The 24,897-nt window shown below is 45.3% G+C and carries 13 protein-coding genes, 11 tRNA genes and 6 rRNA genes; all 30 read left to right on the top strand.

Annotated features, from left to right (window positions below):
* The first annotated feature begins 133 nt into the window (after nucleotides 1-133).
* A complete protein-coding gene (ftsH, locus tag BI350_RS00770) occupies nucleotides 134-2,149 on the top strand; it encodes an ATP-dependent zinc metalloprotease FtsH (RefSeq protein ID WP_075526390.1) in 2,016 nt (671 codons plus the stop codon).
* A gap of 229 nt (nucleotides 2,150-2,378) precedes the next feature.
* On the top strand, nucleotides 2,379-3,143 hold the full coding sequence (locus BI350_RS00765; RefSeq protein ID WP_075529175.1) for a type III pantothenate kinase: 765 nt from the start codon (nucleotides 2,379-2,381) through the stop codon (nucleotides 3,141-3,143).
* Nucleotides 3,144-3,161: 18 nt separating this feature from the next.
* Nucleotides 3,162-4,055, top strand: coding sequence for an Hsp33 family molecular chaperone HslO (hslO, locus tag BI350_RS00760; RefSeq protein ID WP_075526389.1), 894 nt, complete (start codon nucleotides 3,162-3,164; stop codon nucleotides 4,053-4,055).
* Nucleotides 4,027-4,947, top strand: coding sequence for a peptidylprolyl isomerase (locus BI350_RS00755; RefSeq protein WP_075526388.1), 921 nt, complete (start codon nucleotides 4,027-4,029; stop codon nucleotides 4,945-4,947). The genes hslO and BI350_RS00755 overlap by 29 nt, the downstream gene beginning before the upstream one ends.
* Before the next feature lie 233 nt (nucleotides 4,948-5,180).
* Nucleotides 5,181-6,107, top strand: coding sequence for a cysteine synthase A (cysK, locus tag BI350_RS00750; RefSeq protein ID WP_075526387.1), 927 nt, complete (start codon nucleotides 5,181-5,183; stop codon nucleotides 6,105-6,107).
* Between the two features lie 155 nt (nucleotides 6,108-6,262).
* Nucleotides 6,263-7,669, top strand: coding sequence for an anthranilate synthase component I family protein (locus tag BI350_RS00745; RefSeq protein WP_075526386.1), 1,407 nt, complete (start codon nucleotides 6,263-6,265; stop codon nucleotides 7,667-7,669).
* A gap of 19 nt (nucleotides 7,670-7,688) precedes the next feature.
* Entirely contained in the window at nucleotides 7,689-8,534 is an 846-nt protein-coding gene (pabC, locus tag BI350_RS00740; protein ID WP_075526385.1) for an aminodeoxychorismate lyase, read from the top strand.
* Between the two features lie 3 nt (nucleotides 8,535-8,537).
* Nucleotides 8,538-9,389 (top strand): dihydropteroate synthase, encoded by an 852-nt coding sequence (gene folP, locus BI350_RS00735; RefSeq protein WP_075526384.1) that lies wholly within the window; start codon nucleotides 8,538-8,540, stop codon nucleotides 9,387-9,389.
* A gap of 12 nt (nucleotides 9,390-9,401) precedes the next feature.
* On the top strand, nucleotides 9,402-9,770 hold the full coding sequence (gene folB / locus BI350_RS00730) for a dihydroneopterin aldolase (RefSeq protein ID WP_075526383.1): 369 nt from the start codon (nucleotides 9,402-9,404) through the stop codon (nucleotides 9,768-9,770).
* Nucleotides 9,767-10,264 (top strand): 2-amino-4-hydroxy-6-hydroxymethyldihydropteridine diphosphokinase, encoded by a 498-nt coding sequence (gene folK / locus BI350_RS00725; RefSeq protein ID WP_075526382.1) that lies wholly within the window; start codon nucleotides 9,767-9,769, stop codon nucleotides 10,262-10,264. The genes folB and folK overlap by 4 nt, the downstream gene beginning before the upstream one ends.
* Nucleotides 10,218-10,424, top strand: a complete 207-nt coding sequence (locus BI350_RS16795; protein WP_155767446.1) for a hypothetical protein — start codon at nucleotides 10,218-10,220, stop codon at nucleotides 10,422-10,424. The genes folK and BI350_RS16795 overlap by 47 nt, the downstream gene beginning before the upstream one ends.
* 134 nt (nucleotides 10,425-10,558) lie before the next feature.
* The gene (lysS, locus tag BI350_RS00720; RefSeq protein WP_075526381.1) at nucleotides 10,559-12,049 is read left to right on the top strand and encodes a lysine--tRNA ligase; all 1,491 of its coding nucleotides are present in this window, start codon (nucleotides 10,559-10,561) and stop codon (nucleotides 12,047-12,049) included.
* Nucleotides 12,050-12,841: 792 nt separating this feature from the next.
* Nucleotides 12,842-14,395 (top strand): 16S ribosomal RNA (locus BI350_RS00715).
* Between the two features lie 190 nt (nucleotides 14,396-14,585).
* A 23S ribosomal RNA gene (locus tag BI350_RS00710) occupies nucleotides 14,586-17,537 on the top strand.
* Nucleotides 17,538-17,679: 142 nt separating this feature from the next.
* Nucleotides 17,680-17,794: ribosomal RNA gene (rrf, locus tag BI350_RS00705) — 5S ribosomal RNA — on the top strand.
* A gap of 33 nt (nucleotides 17,795-17,827) precedes the next feature.
* A tRNA-Val gene (locus tag BI350_RS00700) sits at nucleotides 17,828-17,903 on the top strand.
* A 10-nt stretch (nucleotides 17,904-17,913) separates the two neighbouring features.
* Nucleotides 17,914-17,989 (top strand) — tRNA-Thr (locus BI350_RS00695).
* A gap of 6 nt (nucleotides 17,990-17,995) precedes the next feature.
* Nucleotides 17,996-18,071 (top strand) — tRNA-Lys (locus tag BI350_RS00690).
* Between the two features lie 27 nt (nucleotides 18,072-18,098).
* Nucleotides 18,099-18,180: transfer RNA gene (locus BI350_RS00685), tRNA-Leu, on the top strand.
* An 8-nt stretch (nucleotides 18,181-18,188) separates the two neighbouring features.
* Nucleotides 18,189-18,263, top strand: a tRNA-Gly gene (locus BI350_RS00680).
* A gap of 7 nt (nucleotides 18,264-18,270) precedes the next feature.
* Nucleotides 18,271-18,359, top strand: a tRNA-Leu gene (locus BI350_RS00675).
* A gap of 13 nt (nucleotides 18,360-18,372) precedes the next feature.
* A tRNA-Arg gene (locus BI350_RS00670) sits at nucleotides 18,373-18,449 on the top strand.
* Between the two features lie 28 nt (nucleotides 18,450-18,477).
* Nucleotides 18,478-18,554 (top strand) — tRNA-Pro (locus BI350_RS00665).
* A gap of 35 nt (nucleotides 18,555-18,589) precedes the next feature.
* Nucleotides 18,590-18,665 (top strand) — tRNA-Ala (locus BI350_RS00660).
* A gap of 144 nt (nucleotides 18,666-18,809) precedes the next feature.
* Nucleotides 18,810-20,363 (top strand): 16S ribosomal RNA (locus BI350_RS00655).
* A 119-nt stretch (nucleotides 20,364-20,482) separates the two neighbouring features.
* Nucleotides 20,483-20,559, top strand: a tRNA-Ile gene (locus BI350_RS00650).
* A gap of 36 nt (nucleotides 20,560-20,595) precedes the next feature.
* Nucleotides 20,596-20,671 (top strand) — tRNA-Ala (locus BI350_RS00645).
* Nucleotides 20,672-20,791: 120 nt separating this feature from the next.
* Nucleotides 20,792-23,743, top strand: a 23S ribosomal RNA gene (locus tag BI350_RS00640).
* A 70-nt stretch (nucleotides 23,744-23,813) separates the two neighbouring features.
* A 5S ribosomal RNA gene (rrf, locus tag BI350_RS00635) occupies nucleotides 23,814-23,928 on the top strand.
* The 16S, 23S and 5S rRNA genes sit together here with 11 tRNA genes alongside, the layout of an rRNA operon.
* Nucleotides 23,929-24,077: 149 nt before the next feature.
* Complete coding sequence (locus BI350_RS00630) at nucleotides 24,078-24,896, top strand: YihY/virulence factor BrkB family protein (RefSeq protein WP_075526380.1); 819 nt, start codon at nucleotides 24,078-24,080, stop codon at nucleotides 24,894-24,896.
* The last annotated feature ends 1 nt before the right edge of the window (nucleotide 24,897 follow it).

Genomic DNA, 24,897 nt, shown 5'->3' with positions numbered 1-24,897 from the left:
ACCACCGCTGAATTATAGTAAAGCCTCCGGCAAATTCCACGAATTTTGAAAAGGCATGCAATACGATAGCCATATTCGAATTTAGGAAACAATAACAACGAGGCGTAATTGATTGAAATGGGGAGGCTTTGGGATGAATCGGATACTTCGATACTTTCTATTATACGGACTAATCTTCCTAGCTATTATGGGGATTTTTGGTTCGCTGAACAGTGCAAATCCAAAAACGAAGCCACTTACTTACAATGAGTTTATTATTGCGTTGGAAAAGGGAGAAGTTACGAATGCGACCTTCCAACCCGATCAGCTCGTATATGTAGTAAGAGGTGAAATGAAGGGATATGAAGAGGGGGAAGAGTTCCTCACTAATATTCCGCAAAATGATGAAGCGTTATTAGGAGAAATTCGTAATATTGCCGCATCAACTGATACAAAAGTTGAGTTTTTAAAAGCGCCAGAAACGAGCGCGTGGGTATCGTTCTTTACTGGACTTGTCCCTTTTATTATTATATTTATCCTGTTCTTCTTCTTGCTTAACCAAGCGCAAGGCGGGGGCGGCGGTCGTGTGATGAATTTCGGGAAGAGTAAAGCGAAACTCCACACGGACGATAAGAAAAAAGTTGGCTTTAATGACGTTGCGGGAGCAGACGAAGAGAAGCAAGAACTTGTTGAGGTCGTTGACTTTTTAAAAGACCCACGTAAATTTATTGAAGTCGGAGCGCGTATTCCTAAAGGGATTTTGCTCGTTGGGCCTCCGGGAACGGGTAAAACATTGTTAGCACGTGCAGTTGCGGGTGAGGCGGGAGTACCGTTTTTCTCAATCTCAGGTTCTGATTTTGTTGAAATGTTCGTAGGTGTCGGGGCATCACGTGTACGTGACCTTTTTGAAAATGCGAAAAAGAATGCACCTTGTATTATTTTCATTGACGAGATTGACGCAGTCGGTCGTCAACGTGGTGCAGGACTTGGTGGCGGACACGATGAGCGTGAACAAACGCTTAACCAACTTCTTGTTGAAATGGATGGTTTTGGCGAAAACGAAGGCATTATTATTGTAGCTGCTACAAACCGACCAGATATTTTAGACCCTGCACTTTTACGTCCAGGACGCTTTGACCGTCAGATTACTGTCGGTCGACCAGATGTAAAAGGTAGAGAGGCAGTGCTAAAAGTACATGCGAGAAACAAACCATTTGATGATTCAGTGAATTTAAAGGCACTTGCACAACGTACGCCTGGATTCTCAGGTGCAGACCTTGAAAACTTATTAAACGAGGCTGCGTTAGTTGCGGCAAGACGAAATAAAGTGAAAATAGATATGGCCGATATCGATGAAGCGACAGACCGTGTGATCGCGGGACCAGCGAAAACGAGCCGAGTTATATCAGAAAAAGAACGAAATATTGTTGCCTTCCATGAAGCGGGACACGTAGTTATCGGTCTCACGCTTGATGAAGCGGACATTGTCCATAAAGTAACGATTGTTCCGCGTGGGCAAGCCGGTGGTTATGCGGTTATGCTTCCGAAAGAAGACCGTTACTTTATGACGAAGCCAGAGCTTCTAGATAAAATTGCTGGTTTACTGGGCGGACGTGTTGCGGAAGAAATTGCACTTGGTGAAGTTTCGACGGGTGCACATAATGACTTCCAACGCGCAACGGGAATTGCTCGTTCAATGGTAACTGAATATGGAATGAGTAAGAAACTTGGTCCATTGCAGTTTGGTCAGTCTCAAGGAGAGGTTTTCCTTGGCCGCGACTTTAGTTCTGAACAAAACTATTCAGAGTCTATTGCGTATGAAATTGACCAAGAGATGCAACGTATTATTAAAGAACAGTATGAACGTACAAAGCAAATTCTGACGGAAAAAAGAGATCTTTTGGAGTTAATTGCAACAACATTACTTGAGGTTGAAACGTTAGATGCGGAGCAAATTAATCATTTGAAAGATCATGGTACATTGCCTGAACGTTCTTATGATAATAATGGCGGTAATGGGAAAGTGAATGACCCTTCAACTGAGGTTGATCAGAAGGAAACGACTCCCGATTCAACAGGTGCACCAAATGATCCGTCAATTGGTGACTTACCAAAAGAGTCCCACAATGATAAGCCATCTAATCCTATTCAGGAAGAGCGCAGAGATTAATTTGATTCGTTAGCTTAGAAAGATATGACCTGTTAATTGTGCTTCGGCAATATAAATAGGACACAATGATTCTGAAACGTGTTTGACAAGAGAACCGACTGTTTCCTTTACTGAAGCAGTCGGTTCTTTTTCATTGTTTAAACTCTAACCCCTAAGGCGGATACGCTTCTGTTCTTTAGTAAATGTGGTATGATATGTGGAAAATGTTGATGTTAGCGAGGAATTGAATATGATACTAGTGATGGATACAGGGAACACGAATATTGTCCTCGGTGTTTATGAGGGAAATGAACTTAAATATCATTGGCGTATGGAAACGTATAGACATAAAACAGAAGATGAATATGCAATGCAAGTAAAGTCATTGTTTACGCACGTAGGTCTTCGTTTTGAAGACATCCATGGAATTATTATCTCTTCCGTTGTCCCACCGGTTATGTTTCCACTTGAGCAAATGTGTCAGAAGTACTTTAATTTAAAACCGCTAGTCGTTGGACCGGGCATTAAAACCGGGCTCAATATTAAGTATGAAAATCCGCGTGAAGTTGGGGCGGACCGAATTGTTAACGCGGTTGCGGCAATCGAGGAATACGGCAGTCCGCTTATTATTGTAGACTTTGGAACGGCAACGACCTATTGTTTTGTGAATGAAGATGGTGGTTATATGGGTGGAGCGATTGCACCTGGAATTGGTATTTCAATGGAGGCCTTGTTTGACCGTGCATCGAAGTTACCACGAATTGAATTAACGCGCCCTGACAATGTTGTTGGTAAAAATACGGTGGCTGCAATGCAATCAGGAATCGTCTTCGGCTATGTTGGTCAAGTCGAAGGAATTGTTGCACGCTTAAAAGCACAGAGTAAGGAAGAGCCGAAAGTAATTGCAACAGGCGGCATGGCGGATTTAATTGCAAGTGAGTCGAATACAATTGATGTCGTTGATAATTTCTTAACGCTGAAAGGACTCCATCTGATATACAAAAGAAACAAATAAAAGGAGAAGAATTTTAATATGAGAGATTACTTAGTAAAAACGATTGCGTATAATGGTGAAATTCGTGCATATGCTGTTCGTTCTACAGAAACGATTGCAGAAGCACAGCGACGTCACGCTACATGGCCGACTGCAACAGCTGCGCTTGGAAGAACGATGACTGCGGCTGTGATGATGGGTGCTATGTCAAAAGGTGACGATAAATTAACGGTAAAAATTGAAGGTAATGGCCCTATTGGTGCGATGATTGTGGATGCCAATGGACACGGTGAAGTTCGTGGCTACGTATCCAATCCTCAAACGCATGTTGATTTGAATGAAGTAGGTAAATTAGATGTGCGCGGTGTTGTAGGAACAGATGGTATGTTAACGGTTGTAAAGGACTTAAATATGAAGGATTTCTTTACTGGTCAAGTGCCACTTGTGTCAGGTGAAATTGCTGAAGACTTTACAGAGTACTTTGCTGTTTCGGAACAAGTTCCTTCTGCAGTTGCACTCGGTGTTCTTGTGAATCCAGATAACACCGTAAAAGCTGCCGGCGGCTTTATTATTCAAGTTATGCCAGGTGCTACGGAAGAAACAATTAGTACATTAGAAAAACGTATTGCTAATATGGAGCCAATCTCAAAAATGGTTGACAAAGGCCTAACGCCAGAAGAAATTTTAAATGAAGTGCTTGGTGCTGAAAAAGTGCAAGTTCTAGATAAAATGGATGTTCAGTTCTCATGTAACTGTTCAAGAGAGCGGTTTGGTAATGCAATTATCGGTCTTGGCGAAAAAGAAATTAACGAGATGATTGAACATGAGGGACAGGCTGAGGCGAATTGTCATTTCTGTTTAGAGACTTACGTTTATCCAAGAGAAGAGTTGGAAGGTTTCTTAGATGAGATACGGACGCAATCGAAAGAATGAACTGACTCCACCTCAAAAGCGCAGACTTAAAACAAAGCCACTTGTTGTAATTATCGGGGTTCTTTTTGTCTGCAACCTTCTATGGTTTATCGCTTGGCTCATTCCATCAAAGACGACACAAAATGGCGAAGAGGTAGCGTCTGTCAATGGAAAGGCGATTACACGAGAAGACTGGATGGCCGCCATGGAAGAAAAAATTGGCCGCGAAACGTTGCGAGAGTTGATAAATGATAAAGTAATGGAAGCGGCGGCGAAAGAATATGGAATTGATGTATCTGAAAAAGAAGTTGATTTGGAGCTGGCACTTATTCGCGCTAGTGATCATCAAGCGTATACAGGTTTGGATACAGAGAAAGAACGGAAAAAAATTCAGACGGATCTTATATTAGCAAAAGTGCTAACGAAGGATATTGTAATTGAAGATGAAGCGATTCGGGAGAATTATGACAAGAATGCATCGTTATATAATATTCAAGATGCCAATCGGACTGCGATTATCATCGTAAATACGTTAGATGAAGCAAATCAAACATTGCAAGAGTTAAAGGAAGGCTCGAATTTTTCAGTATTAGCGAAAGAACGTTCTATCGATACAGCTTCGGCGAATCTAGGTGGAGATATTGGATATATTAATGAATCGACGGATTTTATTGAATCCTCCATTGTTCAAGCAGCGTCCAAGTTACAAGAAAACACAATGAGTGAACCTGTAGCGTTAAAAGACGGTACATATGCAGTTATTTACGTTAGCGATAAAATGCAAGGTCGAAAGTTTAAGCTGAAAGAAGTAAAAGAACATATTAAACGAGAACTTGCATTAGGACAATTGCCGGAAACGGTAAGTCTGGAAGCTTTTTGGAAAGACTTTGATGCGAAGTGGTTTTATGAATAGTAAATACAAAAAACACCTTAAACAATTTGTTTAAAGTGTTTTTTAGTGTATAAGGTTATTTCCCGGGAAATAAGTCAAAGGTTGAATTTGAAACATTTTGACGTGTTTTACGAGAATATGTTGTATAAATATTGTCTGCAAATTACACTTAAAAGATTGACAACCGGCACATTTTAATAGTAATATTAATACATTAAAGCATACCAAAATAGTAGGAATTAGGAGAGAGGCACATGACAATCGTAGGGAATACAATAGCGGACTTGGTTGGTAAGACTCCTCTTGTGAAAGTAAATCGTTTAAATGATGAAAATGACGCGGACATTTATTTAAAGTTGGAATATTTTAATCCTGGTTCAAGTGTGAAGGATCGTATTGCACTTGCAATGATTGAAGCGGCGGAAAAGTCGGGCGAGCTTCAACGAGATAGTACAATTATTGAGCCGACAAGTGGAAACACAGGGATTGGACTTGCGATGATCGCTGCTGCGAAAGGGTATAAGGCGGTCCTTGTTATGCCGGATACGATGAGTTTAGAACGTCGAAACTTACTTCGTGCTTACGGAGCGGACTTAGTATTAACACCTGGAGCAGAAGGAATGAAAGGTGCTATTGCAAAGTCAGAAGAATTGGCAAAAGAAAATGGATGGTTTATGCCGCAACAATTTAACAATGAGGCGAATCCTGAAGTCCACCGTTTAACGACGGGACCTGAAATTGCTGATGCACTAGATAGGGTTGATGCATTTGTTTCAGGAATTGGGACAGGTGGAACTATTACAGGGGTAGGTTCAGTTTTAAAGGAGCGTTTTCCTGGCGTGAAAATTGTTGCAGTAGAGCCGGAAGAATCTGCTGTTTTATCTGGTCAACAACCAGGCCCACATAAAATTCAAGGAATCGGGGCTGGATTCGTACCCAAAGTTTTAGATACGGGTATTTATGATGAAGTGATTCAAGTTTCAGGGGAAGACGCTTATGAAACAGCTAGACGTGCAGCGCGGGAAGAAGGAATTCTTGGTGGTGTATCTTCAGGAGCTGCCATTTATGCGGCGCTTCAAGTCGCGAAAGAACTTGGAAAAGGGAAGAAAGTTGTGGTTGTTCTTCCATCTAACGGTGAGCGTTATTTAAGTACCCCGTTGTATGCATTTGAAGAAGAATAAACCATTAAAAAGAAGGCAATAATGCCTTCTTTTTTGATTTCAAAAATGAAATGTCCCTGCTTTTTGGTTTATTTGTAAATCCCTCAGCTTTTGTCGTGCATAAATGGTCTGTTGTACGTTAAAATGAAAATATTATCGGTACCGGGAGGACATACATGAAAAAGCAACAAGTACCGGCCTATACGGCTAAGGAAATGTCAACAGAACAATTTTTTAATGCATATCAACAACTCGCTCAAACTGAGCAAGAACATATTTTATTAGAAAGCGGGCGTGATGGAAAATTTTCTATTGCGGGCGTGAATCCACTGGCAAAAATAGTGGCGTTGGACGGTGAACTTTTACAAATTGTTTGGCGTAACGGAAAAGAAGAGTTATTAAAAGGTGACCCACTGGAAAATCTAATGAAATTTGTACAGTCTTACAAAATTGATGCGATACCAGGGTTACCAGTGTTTCAAGGCGGTATTATCGGATTTATTAGCTATGATTATGTGCGCCGTTATGAAAGTTTGCCGGACTTAACGAAACGATTTGCAGAGACGCCTGATTTGTATTTTTATTTATTTGATGAATGGGTAGTACACGACATTCAAAAAGAACAAGCTTATTTTATGTCGCTTCCTGAAAGTGCGATTGATACGAAGGAGGTAGCTAAGAAATGGTTGGATGCTGCTGAAGTAGCGGAACGAAATGTATTTATGCTACAGGAAGAAGTGCCGACAGATGACTTACAAGTGTCCGTCAATGGGCCAGAGTTTGAGAAAATGGTAGAGGACGTGCAGGCGTATATTGAAAAAGGCGATGTCGTTCAGGTGAATTTATCTGTTCGTCAATCAAAACCATTCCATGTAACACCATTGGCCTATTACGAGGCATTACGACAAGTGAATCCGTCTCCATATATGGCTTGTATTGGAGCAGAGAAGTTTTCAGTTGCTTCGAGTTCACCCGAATTATTGGTGAAAAGACGTGGGAATGAGCTCGCAACTCGTCCGATTGGCGGGACGCGACGAAGAGGTACGACGGAAGCAGAAGATTTGGCGAATGAAAAAGATTTATTGTCGGATGAAAAAGAAAAAGCCGAACACATCATGCTTGTGGAATTAGAAAAAGAAGATTTTTCTCGAGTTTGTGAACCAAAAACTGTAGAAACGAATGAATTTATGGTTGTGGAGCGCTATTCCCATGTGATGCACCTCGTCTCGAATGTGAGAGGTGTCGTTGCAGAAGGTCAGACAAATGCAGATATTGTGAAAGCAATTTTTCCTGGCGGTACGATTACAGGCGCGCCAAAAGTTCGTACGATGGAAATTATAGAAGAGCTTGAGCCAGAAAAAAGAGGTTTATATACAGGTTCAATCGGCTGGTTCGGTTTTAATGGCGATTTTGAATTAAATGTTGTGATTCGAACGGCGTTTATTCAAGATGAAGTTATTCATATTCAAGCGGGCGCAGGGTTAGTGGCGGATTCCGTTCCGAAAGATGAATATATTGAATCCCTTGCGAAAGGACAAGCGCTTTGGCAAGCAAAAGCAACTGTCGAAATGAATAGAAGGTAAAGTAGAGGAAGTGGCGTTCGTGTTATGTTGGATGAATGGTACTTATATGCCAGCTGAAGAGTTGAAAATTTCTCCTTTTGACCATGGCTTTTTATATGGGGCAGGTTTTTTTGAGACGTTTCGAACATATGAGGGGCATGTGTTTTTATTTACAGAACATATGAATCGCTTAAGACAGGCGTTAGGAGACTATCGAATTTCGATGCCGTATGAAAATAAAGAAATCTTAACTGTGATTCGTAAATTGAACGAAGCGGCAGGTGGAAAAGATGGTTATTTTCGGTTAAATGTTTCCGCAGGCGTTCATGATATCGGGCTTGCCCCGACATCTTATCCAAAGCCGAATGTAATTGTATTTCGAAAAGAATTGCCGAATGTAAAACAGGGGGCTTCCAAAGAAGGTGTGTGGTTAATGACACCGCGCAATGAGCCGGAAAGCTCAATTCGTCATAAATCTCATCACTTTTTAAATAATATCGGTGGACGTTTAGAGTTACCATCCTTAAAGGACTATGAAGGATTATTTCTCACGAAGGACGGCTTTGTTGCTGAAGGCGTTACGTCGAATGTGTTTTGGGTGAAAGATGGTGAGTTGTATACACCGAGTATAAAGACCGGTATTTTGCCCGGCACGACGAGGGCGTTTGTGCTGCAAGTAGCAGAAAGTATGGGGATGACAATTCGCGAAGGGTTTTATTCCAAAGAAGATGTAGAAGTGGCGGATGAATTGTTTGTGACGAATGCAATTCAAGAACTAGTCCCGTTACATAGTATTGCAGAGATTCGATTACCTGGAAATGAAGGTCCTTATTATAGAAAACTACAAGCGCATTATCGTACAGCAATTGAGGAGAGAAGGTTTTAAGGAATGGAATTAGCGTACGCAAAAGATACTTACCGTTTTGGTAGCGAAGAACTAGATTTTCGACACGAAACAATCATTATGGGCATATTAAATGTGACGCCAGATTCGTTTTCAGACGGAGGAAAATATGGGCACATTGATAGGGCTTTAAAACATGCAGAAGAAATGCTTCGAGATGGAGCGAAAATTATTGATATTGGTGGCGAATCGACACGTCCAGGTCATGCGCCGGTGTCATTAGAAGAAGAACTTGAACGTACGGTCCCAATAGTTGAAGCAATTACACGTGAATTCGATTGTATTGTTTCGATTGATACGTACAAAGCTGAAGTTGCAGAGGCGACAGTTCAAGCAGGTGCGCATATAATTAATGATATTTGGGGTGCGAAACGAGAGCCGAAAATTGCTGAAGTTGCAGCAAAATACAATGTCCCGATTATATTGATGCATAATCGAGAGGTTGCCGAGTATGAACATGCTTTGCACGAAGAGATGCAGAAGGATTTGCAAGAAAGCATTGATATTGCTTTATCTGCAGGTGTTCCGTGTGAGAATATTTGGTTGGATCCGGGTATTGGATTTGCTAAGGACACAGCACAAAACATTGTCGCGATGCAAAGTTTACAGGCGGTTTCAAGAATGGGCTACCCGGTGTTGCTTGGAACGTCTCGCAAATCACTCATTGGGCATGTGCTAGATTTGCCAGTAGAAGAACGTTTGGCAGGTACGAGCGCGACGGTTTGCTATGGAATCGAAAAAGGTTGTCATATTATGCGCGTTCATGATGTGAAAGAAATAGCCCGTGCGGCAAAAATGATGGATATATTGGTAGGAAAGACAAAGTTCAACGGGTAGGGGGAGTAACAAATGGATTATATTCATTTAAATGAGATGGCGTTTTATGGGTATCACGGCGTTTTGCAGGAGGAAACAAAACTTGGACAGAGATTTCGTGTCACCGTATCACTTGCTACAAACCTTAAGGAAGCAGGAAAGACGGATGATTTATCAAAAACGGTGAATTACGCAGAAGTGTATGAACTATGTAAGGAAATCGTGGAAGGGCCCCCGGTTAAATTAATTGAAACGGTTGCGGAAAATGTTGCAGATTGCATACTGTTTAACTATGCAGATCAAGTATCAGGTGTTCGTGTTCAGTTAATTAAACCAGATCCGCCGATAGCTGGTCATTATAATTCTGTAGCGATTGACATTACTAGGGGGCATTTTGCGTGAATGAAGCGTTCATTTCAATTGGCTCGAATATCGGAGAACGTCATATTTATTTACAAAGCGCCATCCAAGCATTAGATGAACTGGATACTGTATCGGTTGAGAAGGTTTCTTCCATATATGAAACTGAGCCAGTTGGTTATACAGAGCAAGCCGACTTTTTAAATGTTGTTGTATTCATTAAAACGGAGTTATCGGCACATGAATTGCTGACCATTTGCCAGCAAATCGAGCAGGGACTTGGGCGAGAACGCACTATTCGATGGGGACCACGAACATTAGACCTTGACATTTTACTCTATAATCAAGACAATATTGAAACGGAGAACTTAATTGTGCCACATCCACGAATGGATGAACGCGCTTTTGTTCTTATTCCTCTGCTTGAAATTGTACCTGATGTGGTACATCCAGTCAGCGGAAAGCGATTTTCAGAAGAGGGAGCAGCATATGACGACGGCGTGCAGATTTGGCAAGGAATTGACGGGGCTAAGTGAAAATCTTTTCTTAGCATTGAAAAGTGTTCCTGGAAACGGCAATGTGCGTAAAATTATCGACACGATGACAATAAAAGTCGAGATAAGCAGCTTGTTAAGTCGCTTTGCTGAAGAAGTGATAATGCGTGAACGTAAGGCAGTAAACGTTAACGCTGTTTGATTTTTGATATCGGGCTGTCGCGAATTGTGATAGCTCTTTTCTTTGTGTACAATAGATACAGTCGATTTAAATTAGGAAATTCTGTGTAGTGCAGTTAGAATATACGAATAGACTTAACTGGAGGAGTGTATGAAATGTCTCATCTTGACGAATTAAACGACCAACTTCTGGTGAGACGCCAGAAGATGACGGATATTAGAGAAAGTGGTCTCGATCCATTTGGTTCAAAATTTAAGCGGACGCATTTATCTGATGCTGTTCGAAATGAATATGAAGAACTTACAAAAGAGGAACTAGAAGAAGCATCCTATAAGGTGACGATTGCAGGACGTCTTATGACGAAGCGCGGACAAGGGAAAGCTGGTTTTGCGCATATCCAAGATTTGGGTGGCCAAATTCAAATTTACGTAAGACAAGATGCAATTGGTGAAGAGGCTTATGCATTATATAAAACAACGGACCTTGGAGATATCGTAGGCGTGAGCGGGACGGTATTCAAAACAAAAGTTGGCGAACTATCTATAAAGGTAGAAGAGTTTACATTCTTAACAAAGGCGCTTCGTCCTTTACCGGAGAAGTTCCACGGCTTACAAGATATCGAACAACGTTACCGTCAACGTTATTTAGATTTAATTTCTACTGAGGGAAGTAAGGAAACGTTTATTTTGCGTAGTAAAATTATTCAGTCCATGCGTCGTTACTTAGATGACCAGGGCTTCCTTGAAGTAGAGACGCCAATGCTACATGCAATTGCCGGCGGAGCAACAGCGCGTCCATTCGTCACACATCATAATGCTTTGGATATGACGCTTTATATGCGTATCGCAATTGAATTGCACTTAAAGCGACTTATTGTGGGCGGATTAGAAAAAGTATATGAAATTGGTCGTGTTTTCCGTAACGAGGGAATCTCTACGCGTCACAACCCTGAGTTTACAATGATTGAATTGTATGAAGCATACGCGGACTACGAAGATATTATGGCCCTAACAGAGAATATGGTGGCACATATCGCACAGGATGTTCTTGGAACAACACAAGTAACATATGGCGACGACGTTATTGATTTGGCTCCGGGCTGGAAACGACTGCATATGGTAGATGCGGTAAAAGAATATACTGGTGTTGACTTCTGGAAAGAAATGACGAAAGAAGAAGCACATGCATTGGCGAAAGAGCATCAAGTAGAAGTAGCAGAAATGATGGAAGTGGGACATGTCTTAAATGAATTCTTCGAGCAAAAAGTTGAAGAAGAACTTGTTCAGCCAACATTCATTTACGGCCATCCTGTTGAAATCTCGCCACTTGCGAAGAAGAATCCTGAAGATGAGCGATTCACGGATCGTTTCGAATTGTTCATTGTTCGTCGTGAACATGCAAACGCGTTTACAGAACTAAACGATCCAATCGACCAACGCGAACGTTTCGAAGCACAACTTGTTGAGAAAGAACAAGGAAATGACGAAGCGCATGAAATGGATGACGACTTTATTGAAGCATTAGAATATGGGTTGCCACCGACAGGGGGACTCGGCATCGGTATCGATCGCCTTGTTATGTTGTTAACGAATGCTCCATCTATTCGTGATATTCTACTGTTCCCTCAAATGCGTCCTAAAGAATAACATATAGAGAAACCTCGTGAATCGACTGAATGTAGATTCACGAGGTTTTTTTATGGCTATAAATAGATACCGTAAACGACCAGCAATTTCTTCTTCATTAGATGGGCTAAGTTTTGTAGGACTACAAAGGTTTGTGAATTAAATGGATGTAAATAACAGGAATCATACGATTAAGGGAAGTTCGTTTTTTAATGGAACTTTCTTTATGAATCATGTCTCTACTATATAGTGGTTTTTATTATGAGATAAAAGTAAAGTAGACATTTAATTAGCGAAGTGGTTCCATTACTGGATAAGAAGACGGGTATCCCCATTTAATCGACTTGATAATTGTAGGAAGATGAAAGACTTAAGTGTTACCAAGGATGTTTGTTTAATCAAAAGGGGGTGGAAGAGGCAGTTATTATCACCTTACGGTAGAATTTAAAACTTTTTTAGAAAAAGGGTTGCATTCTAAAAAAGAAGGTGTTATAGTTATTAACGTTGCCAATTCGAGCAACACAAACAACAGCAAACAACGAACGGAAACAACGAAAAAGAAATTTTAAATTTGTTGTTGACATCGAGTTCGGAGTTGTGCTATGATATAAGAGTTGCTTCGGAAGAACGAGAGAAGCGGCCAGGAGGAACCACAAAAAAGTTTCTTCTATATGAACCTTGAAAACTGAACAGCAAAACGTCAAGATATAACAACTACAAATCAACTTGTTGGTTTGTAGGAAACGAATCTTCGGATTCAAATGGACATCTTAAAGATGCCAGCAAAAGAAATCGAGCTAATCGAATTTCTCTATTATGGAGAGTTTGATCCTGGCTCAGGACGAACGCTGGCGGCGTGCCTAATACATGCAAGTCGAGCGAACGAGGAAGAAACTTGTTTCTTCCTTTGTTAGCGGCGGATGGGTGAGTAACACGTGGGCAACCTGCCCTGTAGTTGGGGATAACTCCGGGAAACCGGGGCTAATACCGAATAATTAGTTCCTTCGCATGAAGGAACTCTGAAAGACGGCTATGCTGTCACTACGGGATGGGCCCGCGGCGCATTAGCTAGTTGGTGAGGTAACGGCTTACCAAGGCGACGATGCGTAGCCGACCTGAGAGGGTGATCGGCCACACTGGGACTGAGACACGGCCCAGACTCCTACGGGAGGCAGCAGTAGGGAATCTTCCACAATGGACGAAAGTCTGATGGAGCAACGCCGCGTGAGCGAAGAAGGTTTTCGGATCGTAAAGCTCTGTTGTGAGGGAAGAACAAGTATAGGAGTAACTGCCTGTACCTTGACGGTACCTCATTAGAAAGCCACGGCTAACTACGTGCCAGCAGCCGCGGTAATACGTAGGTGGCGAGCGTTGTCCGGAATTATTGGGCGTAAAGCGCGCGCAGGCGGCCTTTTAAGTCTGATGTGAAAGCCCACGGCTTAACCGTGGAAGGTCATTGGAAACTGGAAGGCTTGAGTACAGAAGAGGAAAGCGGAATTCCACGTGTAGCGGTGAAATGCGTAGAGATGTGGAGGAACACCAGTGGCGAAGGCGGCTTTCTGGTCTGTAACTGACGCTGAGGCGCGAAAGCATGGGGAGCAAACAGGATTAGATACCCTGGTAGTCCATGCCGTAAACGATGAGTGCTAAGTGTTAGGGGGTTTCCGCCCCTTAGTGCTGGAGCAAACGCATTAAGCACTCCGCCTGGGGAGTACGGCCGCAAGGCTGAAACTCAAAGGAATTGACGGGGACCCGCACAAGCGGTGGAGCATGTGGTTTAATTCGAAGCTACGCGAAGAACCTTACCAGGTCTTGACATCCCGCTGACCGGTATAGAGATATACCTTTCCCTTCGGGGACAGCGGTGACAGGTGGTGCATGGTTGTCGTCAGCTCGTGTCGTGAGATGTTGGGTTAAGTCCCGTAACGAGCGCAACCCTTGACCTTAGTTGCCAGCATTCAGTTGGGCACTCTAAGGTGACTGCCGGTGACAAACCGGAGGAAGGTGGGGATGACGTCAAATCATCATGCCCCTTATGACCTGGGCTACACACGTGCTACAATGGACGGTACAGAGGGTTGCCAACCCGCGAGGGGGAGCTAATCCCATAAAACCGTTCCCAGTTCGGATTGCAGGCTGCAACTCGCCTGCATGAAGCAGGAATCGCTAGTAATCGTGGATCAGCATGCCACGGTGAATACGTTCCCGGGTCTTGTACACACCGCCCGTCACACCACGAGAGTTTGTAACACCCGAAGTCGGTGGGGTAACCCTTTTGGGAGCCAGCCGCCGAAGGTGGGACAGATGATTGGGGTGAAGTCGTAACAAGGTAGCCGTATCGGAAGGTGCGGCTGGATCACCTCCTTTCTAAGGATATTTAACGGAATGAAGAGAAAGTTCTCTTCAACTTGACGTTTTGCGTTCAGTTTTGAGGGTTCATTAACATGAACTTTCATTACTTGTTCTTTGAAAACTGGATAAAACGACATTGAAATAAACACAAATGTAGTAATGTATGAATCAATTGTTGTATATCGCTATACAACGTTGGTTTTAAGGTTAAGTTAGAAAGGGCGCACGGCGGATGCCTTGGCACTAGGAGCCTATGAAGGACGGCACTAACACCGATATGCTCTGGGGAGCTGTAAGTAAGCTTTGATCCAGAGATTTCCGAATGGGGAAACCCACTGTTCGTAATGGAGCAGTACATATACGTGAATACATAGCGTATATGAGGCACACCCGGAGAACTGAAACATCTAAGTACCCGGAGGAAGAGAAAGAAAATCGATTCCCTGAGTAGCGGCGAGCGAAACGGGAACAGCCCAAACCAGGAAGCTTGCTTCCTGGGGTTGTAGGACACTCTATACGGAGTTACAAAGGAATGCATTAGATGAAGCGACCTGGAAAGGTCTGCCATAGTGGGTAATAGCCCCGTAATCAAAAGTGTATTCTCTCCAGAGTGGATCCTGAGTACGACGGAACACGTGAAATTCCGTCGGAATCCGGGAGGACCATCTCCCAAGGCTAAATACTTCCTAGTGACCGATAGTGAACCAGTACCGTGAGGGAAAGGTGAAAAGCACCCCGGAAGGGGAGTGAAATAGATCCTGAAACCGTGTGCCTACAAGTAGTCAGAGCTCGATGCTGTTTCTTCGGAAATAAGCTGAGTGATGGCGTGCCTTTTGTAGAATGAACCGGCGAGTTACTGATTACATGCAAGGTTAAGCAGAGAATGCGGAGCCGCAGCGAAAGCGAGTCTGAATAGGGCGTTTTAGTATGTAGTCGTAGACCCGAAACCAGGTGATCTACCCATGTCCAGGGTGAAGGTAAGGTAACACTTACTGGAGGCCCGAACCCACGTATGTTGAAAAATGCGGGGATGAGGTGTGGGTAGCGGTGAAATTCCAATCGAACCTGGAGATAGCTGGTTCTCTCCGAAATAGCTTTAGGGCTAGCCTCAAACGTTAGAATCTCGGAGGTAGAGCACTGTTTGGACTAGGGGCCCATCCCGGGTTACCGAATTCAGACAAACTCCGAATGCCGATGATTTTCGTTTGGGAGTCAGACTGCGGGTGATAAGATTCGTAGTCGAGAGGGAAACAACCCAGACCACCAGTTAAGGTCCCCAAGTATTCGTTAAGTGGAAAAGGATGTGGCGTTGCCCAGACAACCAGGATGTTGGCTTAGAAGCAGCCACCATTTAAAGAGTGCGTAATAGCTCACTGGTCGAGTGGCGCTGCGCCGAAAATGTATCGGGGCTAAACGAATCACCGAAACTGTGGATTGACACCTTTGGTGTCAGTGGTAGGAGAGCGTTCTAGGGGCGTCGAAGCTAGACTGTAAGGACTAGTGGAGCGCCTAGAAGTGAGAATGCCGGTATGAGTAGCGAAAGAAGGGTGAGAATCCCTTCCACCGAATGCCTAAGGTTTCCTGAGGAAGGCTCGTCCGCTCAGGGTTAGTCGGGACCTAAGTCGAGGCCGAAAGGCGTAGACGATGGATAACAGGTTGATATTCCTGTACCACCTCCCCGCCGTTTGAGTAATGGGGGGACGCAGTAGGATAGGGTGAGCGCACGGTTGGTAATGTGCGTCTAAGCAGTGAGGTGTGAAACGAGGCAAATCCCGTTTCTATAACATTGAGCTGTGATAGCAAGGGGAATTTTCCCTGGAGTCCCTGATTTCACGCTGCCAAGAAAAGCCTCTAACGAGGCGGGAGGTGCCCGTACCGCAAACCGACACAGGTAGGCGAGGAGAGAATCCTAAGGTGATCGAGAGAACTCTCGTTAAGGAACTCGGCAAAATGACCCCGTAACTTCGGGAGAAGGGGTGCTCTGATAGGGTGTTAAAGCCCGAGAGAGCCGCAGTGAATAGGCCCAGGCGACTGTTTAGCAAAAACACAGGTCTCTGCAAAACCGTAAGGTGACGTATAGGGGCTGACGCCTGCCCGGTGCTGGAAGGTTAAGGGGAGAGGTTAGCGCAAGCGAAGCTTTGAACCGAAGCCCCAGTAAACGGCGGCCGTAACTATAACGGTCCTAAGGTAGCGAAATTCCTTGTCGGGTAAGTTCCGACCCGCACGAAAGGCGTAACGATCTGGGCACTGTCTCAACGAGAGACTCGGTGAAATTATAGTACCTGTGAAGATGCAGGTTACCCGCGACAGGACGGAAAGACCCCGTGGAGCTTTACTGCAACCTGATATTGAATTCTGATGCAGTCTGTACAGGATAGGTAGGAGCCTTTGAAACCGGAGCGCCAGCTTCGGTGGAGGCATTGGTGGGATACTACCCTGACTGTATTGGAATTCTAACCCATGCCCCTTAGCGGGGTAGGAGACAGTGTCAGGCGGGCAGTTTGACTGGGGCGGTCGCCTCCTAAAGAGTAACGGAGGCGCCCAAAGGTTCCCTCAGAATGGTTGGACATCATTCGTAGAGTGCAAAGGCATAAGGGAGCTTGACTGCGAGACCTACAAGTCGAGCAGGGTCGAAAGACGGGCTTAGTGATCCGGTGGTTCCGCATGGAAGGGCCATCGCTCAACGGATAAAAGCTACCCCGGGGATAACAGGCTTATCTCTCCCAAGAGTTCACATCGACGGGGAGGTTTGGCACCTCGATGTCGGCTCATCGCATCCTGGGGCTGTAGTCGGTCCCAAGGGTTGGGCTGTTCGCCCATTAAAGCGGTACGCGAGCTGGGTTCAGAACGTCGTGAGACAGTTCGGTCCCTATCCGTCGCGGGCGCAGGAAATTTGAGAGGAGCTGTCCTTAGTACGAGAGGACCGGGATGGACATACCGCTGGTGTACCAGTTGTCTTGCCAAAGGCATAGCTGGGTAGCTACGTATGGACGGGATAAATGCTGAAAGCATCTAAGCATGAAGCCCCCCTCAAGATGAGATTTCCCATTACGTAAGTAAGTAAAATCCCTCAAAGATGATGAGGTTGATAGGTCCGAGGTGGAAGCATGGCGACATGTGCAGCTGACGGATACTAATCGATTGAGGACTTATCCTTAAATACATGACAGTTTGTGTCATTCAATGTTTTGTTTATCCAGTTTTGAGTGAACAATTTTTGCTCAACAAAAAAATAACGCTTGCATTTTTAAAAAATGCTGTTATAATGAATAGTGTCCTTAATTAATTGGACAACCAAGTCTGGTGGCGATAGCGAAGAGGTCACACCCGTTCCCATACCGAACACGGAAGTTAAGCTCTTCAGCGCCGATGGTAGTTGGAGTTAGCTCCTGCAAGAGTAGGACGTTGCCAGTCTTGTAAGATTCATTACAGAAACACTATTAATATGGAGGATTAGCTCAGCTGGGAGAGCACCTGCCTTACAAGCAGGGGGTCGGCGGTTCGAACCCGTCATCCTCCACCATTTTATGAACGCCGGAGTAGCTCAACTGGTAGAGCAACTGACTTGTAATCAGTAGGTTGAGGGTTCAAGTCCTTTCTCCGGCACCATCTTTTGAGCCATTAGCTCAGTCGGTAGAGCATCTGACTTTTAATCAGAGGGTCACAGGTTCGAATCCTGTATGGCTCACCATTTTATAACTTGATTTCATGAAAAATTGCGGGTGTGGTGGAACTGGCAGACACGCTAGACTTAGGATCTAGTGCCTTCGGGCGTGGGGGTTCGACTCCCTTCACCCGCACTTTATATGCGGAAGTAGTTCAGTGGTAGAATATCACCTTGCCAAGGTGGAGGTCGCGGGTTCGAATCCCGTCTTCCGCTCCATATATTTGCCGGGGTGGCGGAACTGGCAGACGCACAGGACTTAAAATCCTGCGGTAGGTTTCTACCGTACCGGTTCGATTCCGGTCCTCGGCACCATTTTTCACAAAAAGCGCCCGTAGCTCAATTGGATAGAGCGTCTGACTACGGATCAGAAGGTTATGGGTTCGACTCCTGTCGGGCGCGCCAACTTATACATCTATAATTTTATTATTTTCGGGAAGTAGCTCAGCTTGGTAGAGCACTTGGTTTGGGACCAAGGGGTCGCAGGTTCGAATCCTGTCTTCCCGACCATTAAGTTTTTAAGCGTTATTTGCTTAAATAACAACGGGGCCTTAGCTCAGCTGGGAGAGCGCCTGCCTTGCACGCAGGAGGTCAGCGGTTCGATCCCGCTAGGCTCCACCATATGAACCTTGAAAACTGAACAGCAAAACGTCAAGATATAACTTCTATAAATCAACTCGTTGGTTTATAGGAAAAAGAATCTTCGGATTCAAATGGACATCTTAAAGATGCCAGCAAAAGAAATCGAGCTAATCGAATTTCTCTATTATGGAGAGTTTGATCCTGGCTCAGGACGAACGCTGGCGGCGTGCCTAATACATGCAAGTCGAGCGAACGAGGAAGAAACTTGTTTCTTCCTTTGTTAGCGGCGGATGGGTGAGTAACACGTGGGCAACCTGCCCTGTAGTTGGGGATAACTCCGGGAAACCGGGGCTAATACCGAATAATTAGTTCCTTCGCATGAAGGAACTCTGAAAGACGGCTATGCTGTCACTACGGGATGGGCCCGCGGCGCATTAGCTAGTTGGTGAGGTAACGGCTTACCAAGGCGACGATGCGTAGCCGACCTGAGAGGGTGATCGGCCACACTGGGACTGAGACACGGCCCAGACTCCTACGGGAGGCAGCAGTAGGGAATCTTCCACAATGGACGAAAGTCTGATGGAGCAACGCCGCGTGAGCGAAGAAGGTTTTCGGATCGTAAAGCTCTGTTGTGAGGGAAGAACAAGTATAGGAGTAACTGCCTGTACCTTGACGGTACCTCATTAGAAAGCCACGGCTAACTACGTGCCAGCAGCCGCGGTAATACGTAGGTGGCAAGCGTTGTCCGGAATTATTGGGCGTAAAGCGCGCGCAGGCGGCCTTTTAAGTCTGATGTGAAAGCCCACGGCTTAACCGTGGAAGGTCATTGGAAACTGGAAGGCTTGAGTACAGAAGAGGAAAGCGGAATTCCACGTGTAGCGGTGAAATGCGTAGAGATGTGGAGGAACACCAGTGGCGAAGGCGGCTTTCTGGTCTGTAACTGACGCTGAGGCGCGAAAGCATGGGGAGCAAACAGGATTAGATACCCTGGTAGTCCATGCCGTAAACGATGAGTGCTAAGTGTTAGGGGGTTTCCGCCCCTTAGTGCTGGAGCAAACGCATTAAGCACTCCGCCTGGGGAGTACGGCCGCAAGGCTGAAACTCAAAGGAATTGACGGGGACCCGCACAAGCGGTGGAGCATGTGGTTTAATTCGAAGCTACGCGAAGAACCTTACCAGGTCTTGACATCCCGCTGACCGGTATAGAGATATACCTTTCCCTTCGGGGACAGCGGTGACAGGTGGTGCATGGTTGTCGTCAGCTCGTGTCGTGAGATGTTGGGTTAAGTCCCGTAACGAGCGCAACCCTTGACCTTAGTTGCCAGCATTCAGTTGGGCACTCTAAGGTGACTGCCGGTGACAAACCGGAGGAAGGTGGGGATGACGTCAAATCATCATGCCCCTTATGACCTGGGCTACACACGTGCTACAATGGACGGTACAGAGGGTTGCCAACCCGCGAGGGGGAGCTAATCCCATAAAACCGTTCCCAGTTCGGATTGCAGGCTGCAACTCGCCTGCATGAAGCAGGAATCGCTAGTAATCGTGGATCAGCATGCCACGGTGAATACGTTCCCGGGTCTTGTACACACCGCCCGTCACACCACGAGAGTTTGTAACACCCGAAGTCGGTGGGGTAACCCTTTTGGGAGCCAGCCGCCGAAGGTGGGACAGATGATTGGGGTGAAGTCGTAACAAGGTAGCCGTATCGGAAGGTGCGGCTGGATCACCTCCTTTCTAAGGATATTTAACGGAATGAAGAGAAAGTTCTCTTCAACTTGACGTTTTGCGTTCAGTTTTGAAGGTTTATAGGAATGTAGTTAATTCAATAAACAACTTCATGAATTTCCCGGGAGGGGCCTATAGCTCAGCTGGTTAGAGCGCACGCCTGATAAGCGTGAGGTCGGTGGTTCGAGTCCACTTAGGCCCACCATTAATGTTTTTAAGCGTTATTTGCTTAAATAACAACGGGGCCTTAGCTCAGCTGGGAGAGCGCCTGCCTTGCACGCAGGAGGTCAGCGGTTCGATCCCGCTAGGCTCCACCAAACACTCTAATAAAGAGTTTTTTTGTTCTTTGAAAACTGGATAAAACGACATTGAAATAAACACAAATGTAGTAATGTATGAATCGATTGTTGTATATCGCTATACAACATTGGTTTTAAGGTTAAGTTAGAAAGGGCGCACGGCGGATGCCTTGGCACTAGGAGCCTATGAAGGACGGCACTAACACCGATATGCTCTGGGGAGCTGTAAGTAAGCTTTGATCCAGAGATTTCCGAATGGGGAAACCCACTGTTCTTAATGGAGCAGTACATATACGTGAATACATAGCGTATATGAGGCACACCCGGAGAACTGAAACATCTAAGTACCCGGAGGAAGAGAAAGAAAATCGATTCCCTGAGTAGCGGCGAGCGAAACGGGAACAGCCCAAACCAGGAAGCTTGCTTCCTGGGGTTGTAGGACACTCTATACGGAGTTACAAAGGAATGCATTAGATGAAGCGACCTGGAAAGGTCTGCCATAGTGGGTAATAGCCCCGTAATCAAAAGTGTATTCTCTCCAGAGTGGATCCTGAGTACGACGGAACACGTGAAATTCCGTCGGAATCCGGGAGGACCATCTCCCAAGGCTAAATACTTCCTAGTGACCGATAGTGAACCAGTACCGTGAGGGAAAGGTGAAAAGCACCCCGGAAGGGGAGTGAAATAGATCCTGAAACCGTGTGCCTACAAGTAGTCAGAGCTCGATGCTGTTTCTTCGGAAATAAGCTGAGTGATGGCGTGCCTTTTGTAGAATGAACCGGCGAGTTACTGATTACATGCAAGGTTAAGCAGAGAATGCGGAGCCGCAGCGAAAGCGAGTCTGAATAGGGCGTTTTAGTATGTAGTCGTAGACCCGAAACCAGGTGATCTACCCATGTCCAGGGTGAAGGTAAGGTAACACTTACTGGAGGCCCGAACCCACGTATGTTGAAAAATGCGGGGATGAGGTGTGGGTAGCGGTGAAATTCCAATCGAACCTGGAGATAGCTGGTTCTCTCCGAAATAGCTTTAGGGCTAGCCTCAAACGTTAGAATCTCGGAGGTAGAGCACTGTTTGGACTAGGGGCCCATCCCGGGTTACCGAATTCAGACAAACTCCGAATGCCGATGATTTTTGTTTGGGAGTCAGACTGCGGGTGATAAGATTCGTAGTCGAGAGGGAAACAACCCAGACCACCAGTTAAGGTCCCCAAGTATTCGTTAAGTGGAAAAGGATGTGGCGTTGCCCAGACAACCAGGATGTTGGCTTAGAAGCAGCCACCATTTAAAGAGTGCGTAATAGCTCACTGGTCGAGTGGCGCTGCGCCGAAAATGTATCGGGGCTAAACGAATCACCGAAACTGTGGATTGACACCTTTGGTGTCAGTGGTAGGAGAGCGTTCTAGGGGCGTCGAAGCTAGACTGTAAGGACTAGTGGAGCGCCTAGAAGTGAGAATGCCGGTATGAGTAGCGAAAGAAGGGTGAGAATCCCTTCCACCGAATGCCTAAGGTTTCCTGAGGAAGGCTCGTCCGCTCAGGGTTAGTCGGGACCTAAGTCGAGGCCGAAAGGCGTAGACGATGGATAACAGGTTGATATTCCTGTACCACCTCCCCGCCGTTTGAGTAATGGGGGGACGCAGTAGGATAGGGTGAGCGCACGGTTGGTAATGTGCGTCTAAGCAGTGAGGTGTGAAACGAGGCAAATCCCGTTTCTATAACATTGAGCTGTGATAGCAAGGGGAATTTTCCCCAGAGTCCCTGATTTCACGCTGCCAAGAAAAGCCTCTAACGAGGCGGGAGGTGCCCGTACCGCAAACCGACACAGGTAGGCGAGGAGAGAATCCTAAGGTGATCGAGAGAACTCTCGTTAAGGAACTCGGCAAAATGACCCCGTAACTTCGGGAGAAGGGGTGCTCTGATAGGGTGTTAAAGCCCGAGAGAGCCGCAGTGAATAGGCCCAGGCGACTGTTTAGCAAAAACACAGGTCTCTGCAAAACCGTAAGGTGACGTATAGGGGCTGACGCCTGCCCGGTGCTGGAAGGTTAAGGGGAGAGGTTAGCGCAAGCGAAGCTTTGAACCGAAGCCCCAGTAAACGGCGGCCGTAACTATAACGGTCCTAAGGTAGCGAAATTCCTTGTCGGGTAAGTTCCGACCCGCACGAAAGGCGTAACGATCTGGGCACTGTCTCAACGAGAGACTCGGTGAAATTATAGTACCTGTGAAGATGCAGGTTACCCGCGACAGGACGGAAAGACCCCGTGGAGCTTTACTGCAACCTGATATTGAATTCTGATGCAGTCTGTACAGGATAGGTAGGAGCCTTTGAAACCGGAGCGCCAGCTTCGGTGGAGGCATTGGTGGGATACTACCCTGACTGTATTGGAATTCTAACCCATGCCCCTTAGCGGGGTAGGAGACAGTGTCAGGCGGGCAGTTTGACTGGGGCGGTCGCCTCCTAAAGAGTAACGGAGGCGCCCAAAGGTTCCCTCAGAATGGTTGGACATCATTCGTAGAGTGCAAAGGCATAAGGGAGCTTGACTGCGAGACCTACAAGTCGAGCAGGGTCGAAAGACGGGCTTAGTGATCCGGTGGTTCCGCATGGAAGGGCCATCGCTCAACGGATAAAAGCTACCCCGGGGATAACAGGCTTATCTCTCCCAAGAGTTCACATCGACGGGGAGGTTTGGCACCTCGATGTCGGCTCATCGCATCCTGGGGCTGTAGTCGGTCCCAAGGGTTGGGCTGTTCGCCCATTAAAGCGGTACGCGAGCTGGGTTCAGAACGTCGTGAGACAGTTCGGTCCCTATCCGTCGCGGGCGCAGGAAATTTGAGAGGAGCTGTCCTTAGTACGAGAGGACCGGGATGGACATACCGCTGGTGTACCAGTTGTCTTGCCAAAGGCATAGCTGGGTAGCTACGTATGGACGGGATAAATGCTGAAAGCATCTAAGCATGAAGCCCCCCTCAAGATGAGATTTCCCATTACGTAAGTGAGTAAAATCCCTCAAAGATGATGAGGTTGATAGGTCCGAGGTGGAAGCACGGCGACGTGTGCAGCTGACGGATACTAATCGATTGAGGACTTATCCTTAAATACATGACAGTTTGTGTCATTCAATGTTTTGTTTATCCAGTTTTGAGTGAACAATTTTGCTCAATAGTTTGGTGGCGATAGCGAAGAGGTCACACCCGTTCCCATACCGAACACGGAAGTTAAGCTCTTCAGCGCCGATGGTAGTTGGAGTTAGCTCCTGCAAGAGTAGGACGTTGCCAAGCACTAAAAGAGTCATTACCTTATGGTAGTGGCTCTTTTTGTTGTTCCATGAAAATTCAAAGTGCTATTCAATCATCCTTCTTTTGATAATTTATCTGTAAACCTTCATGACTTTAGACAATAAAGGGTATATTGTAAGAGAGGTGAAGCGATGAAAGCCGTAAAATGCGTAATTATTCGTTTTTTCAAAGAACGATTTTTTGATCAAGCCGCGCAAACTGCTTACTATTTATTGCTATCGATGTTACCATTTCTTATCTTTCTTTTTTCCTTACTTAGTTTCTTTACAGTTAACGAAGAAATGTTGTTAAATTTTCTAGAACCCTTTACACCTGTTGAAGCATTTCTGTTAATTGAAAAAAACCTACATGCTATTTTAAACAAAAGCCAAGGGAATGTTGTTTATGTAAGTTTAGCGAGTGCATTTTGGTTGTCTTCTATGGCGGTACAATCACTTGCACGCTCATTAGACTTAGCAAATGGACATAAGCGACAGTACCCCTTTTGGCAAGTGCTCATACGAGATTTAGGCATAACCTTATTGTTTATGCTTATCATCCCATTGTCTTTATTTTTACCGATCATTGATGAGGCGTTACATCGAATAATGACGCATGCTGATTCAGTACATGCTTGGCATAGCTGGCTATATATTCGCCCTGCGATCCGATGGGGGATGGGGTCGTTGTTTTTACTTGCTTTTTTTCTCCTGTTTTATAAGATTGTCCCGACTGGTAAAATGGCACTCAAAGCTGTGTTACCGGGCGCCTTATTTACAACGGTGGGTTGGCAGTTGTTTTCACTATCATTTGGCAAATATGTATCAAATGTTGACTATACCCTGTTGTATGGACAATTGTCTGGTATCATTTTACTTGTACTGTGGTTTTATTCGACAGCTGTAATTATTTTATTATCTGGATTGTTAAATGCTGAATTTCGAAGATCTTCTAGGAAAAGGAGAAGGTGAA

It is taken from the genome of Sporosarcina ureilytica (assembly GCF_001753205.1).
Lineage (GTDB): Bacteria > Bacillota > Bacilli > Bacillales_A > Planococcaceae > Sporosarcina > Sporosarcina ureilytica.
This window is presented reverse-complemented; position numbering and strand designations above follow the sequence as displayed.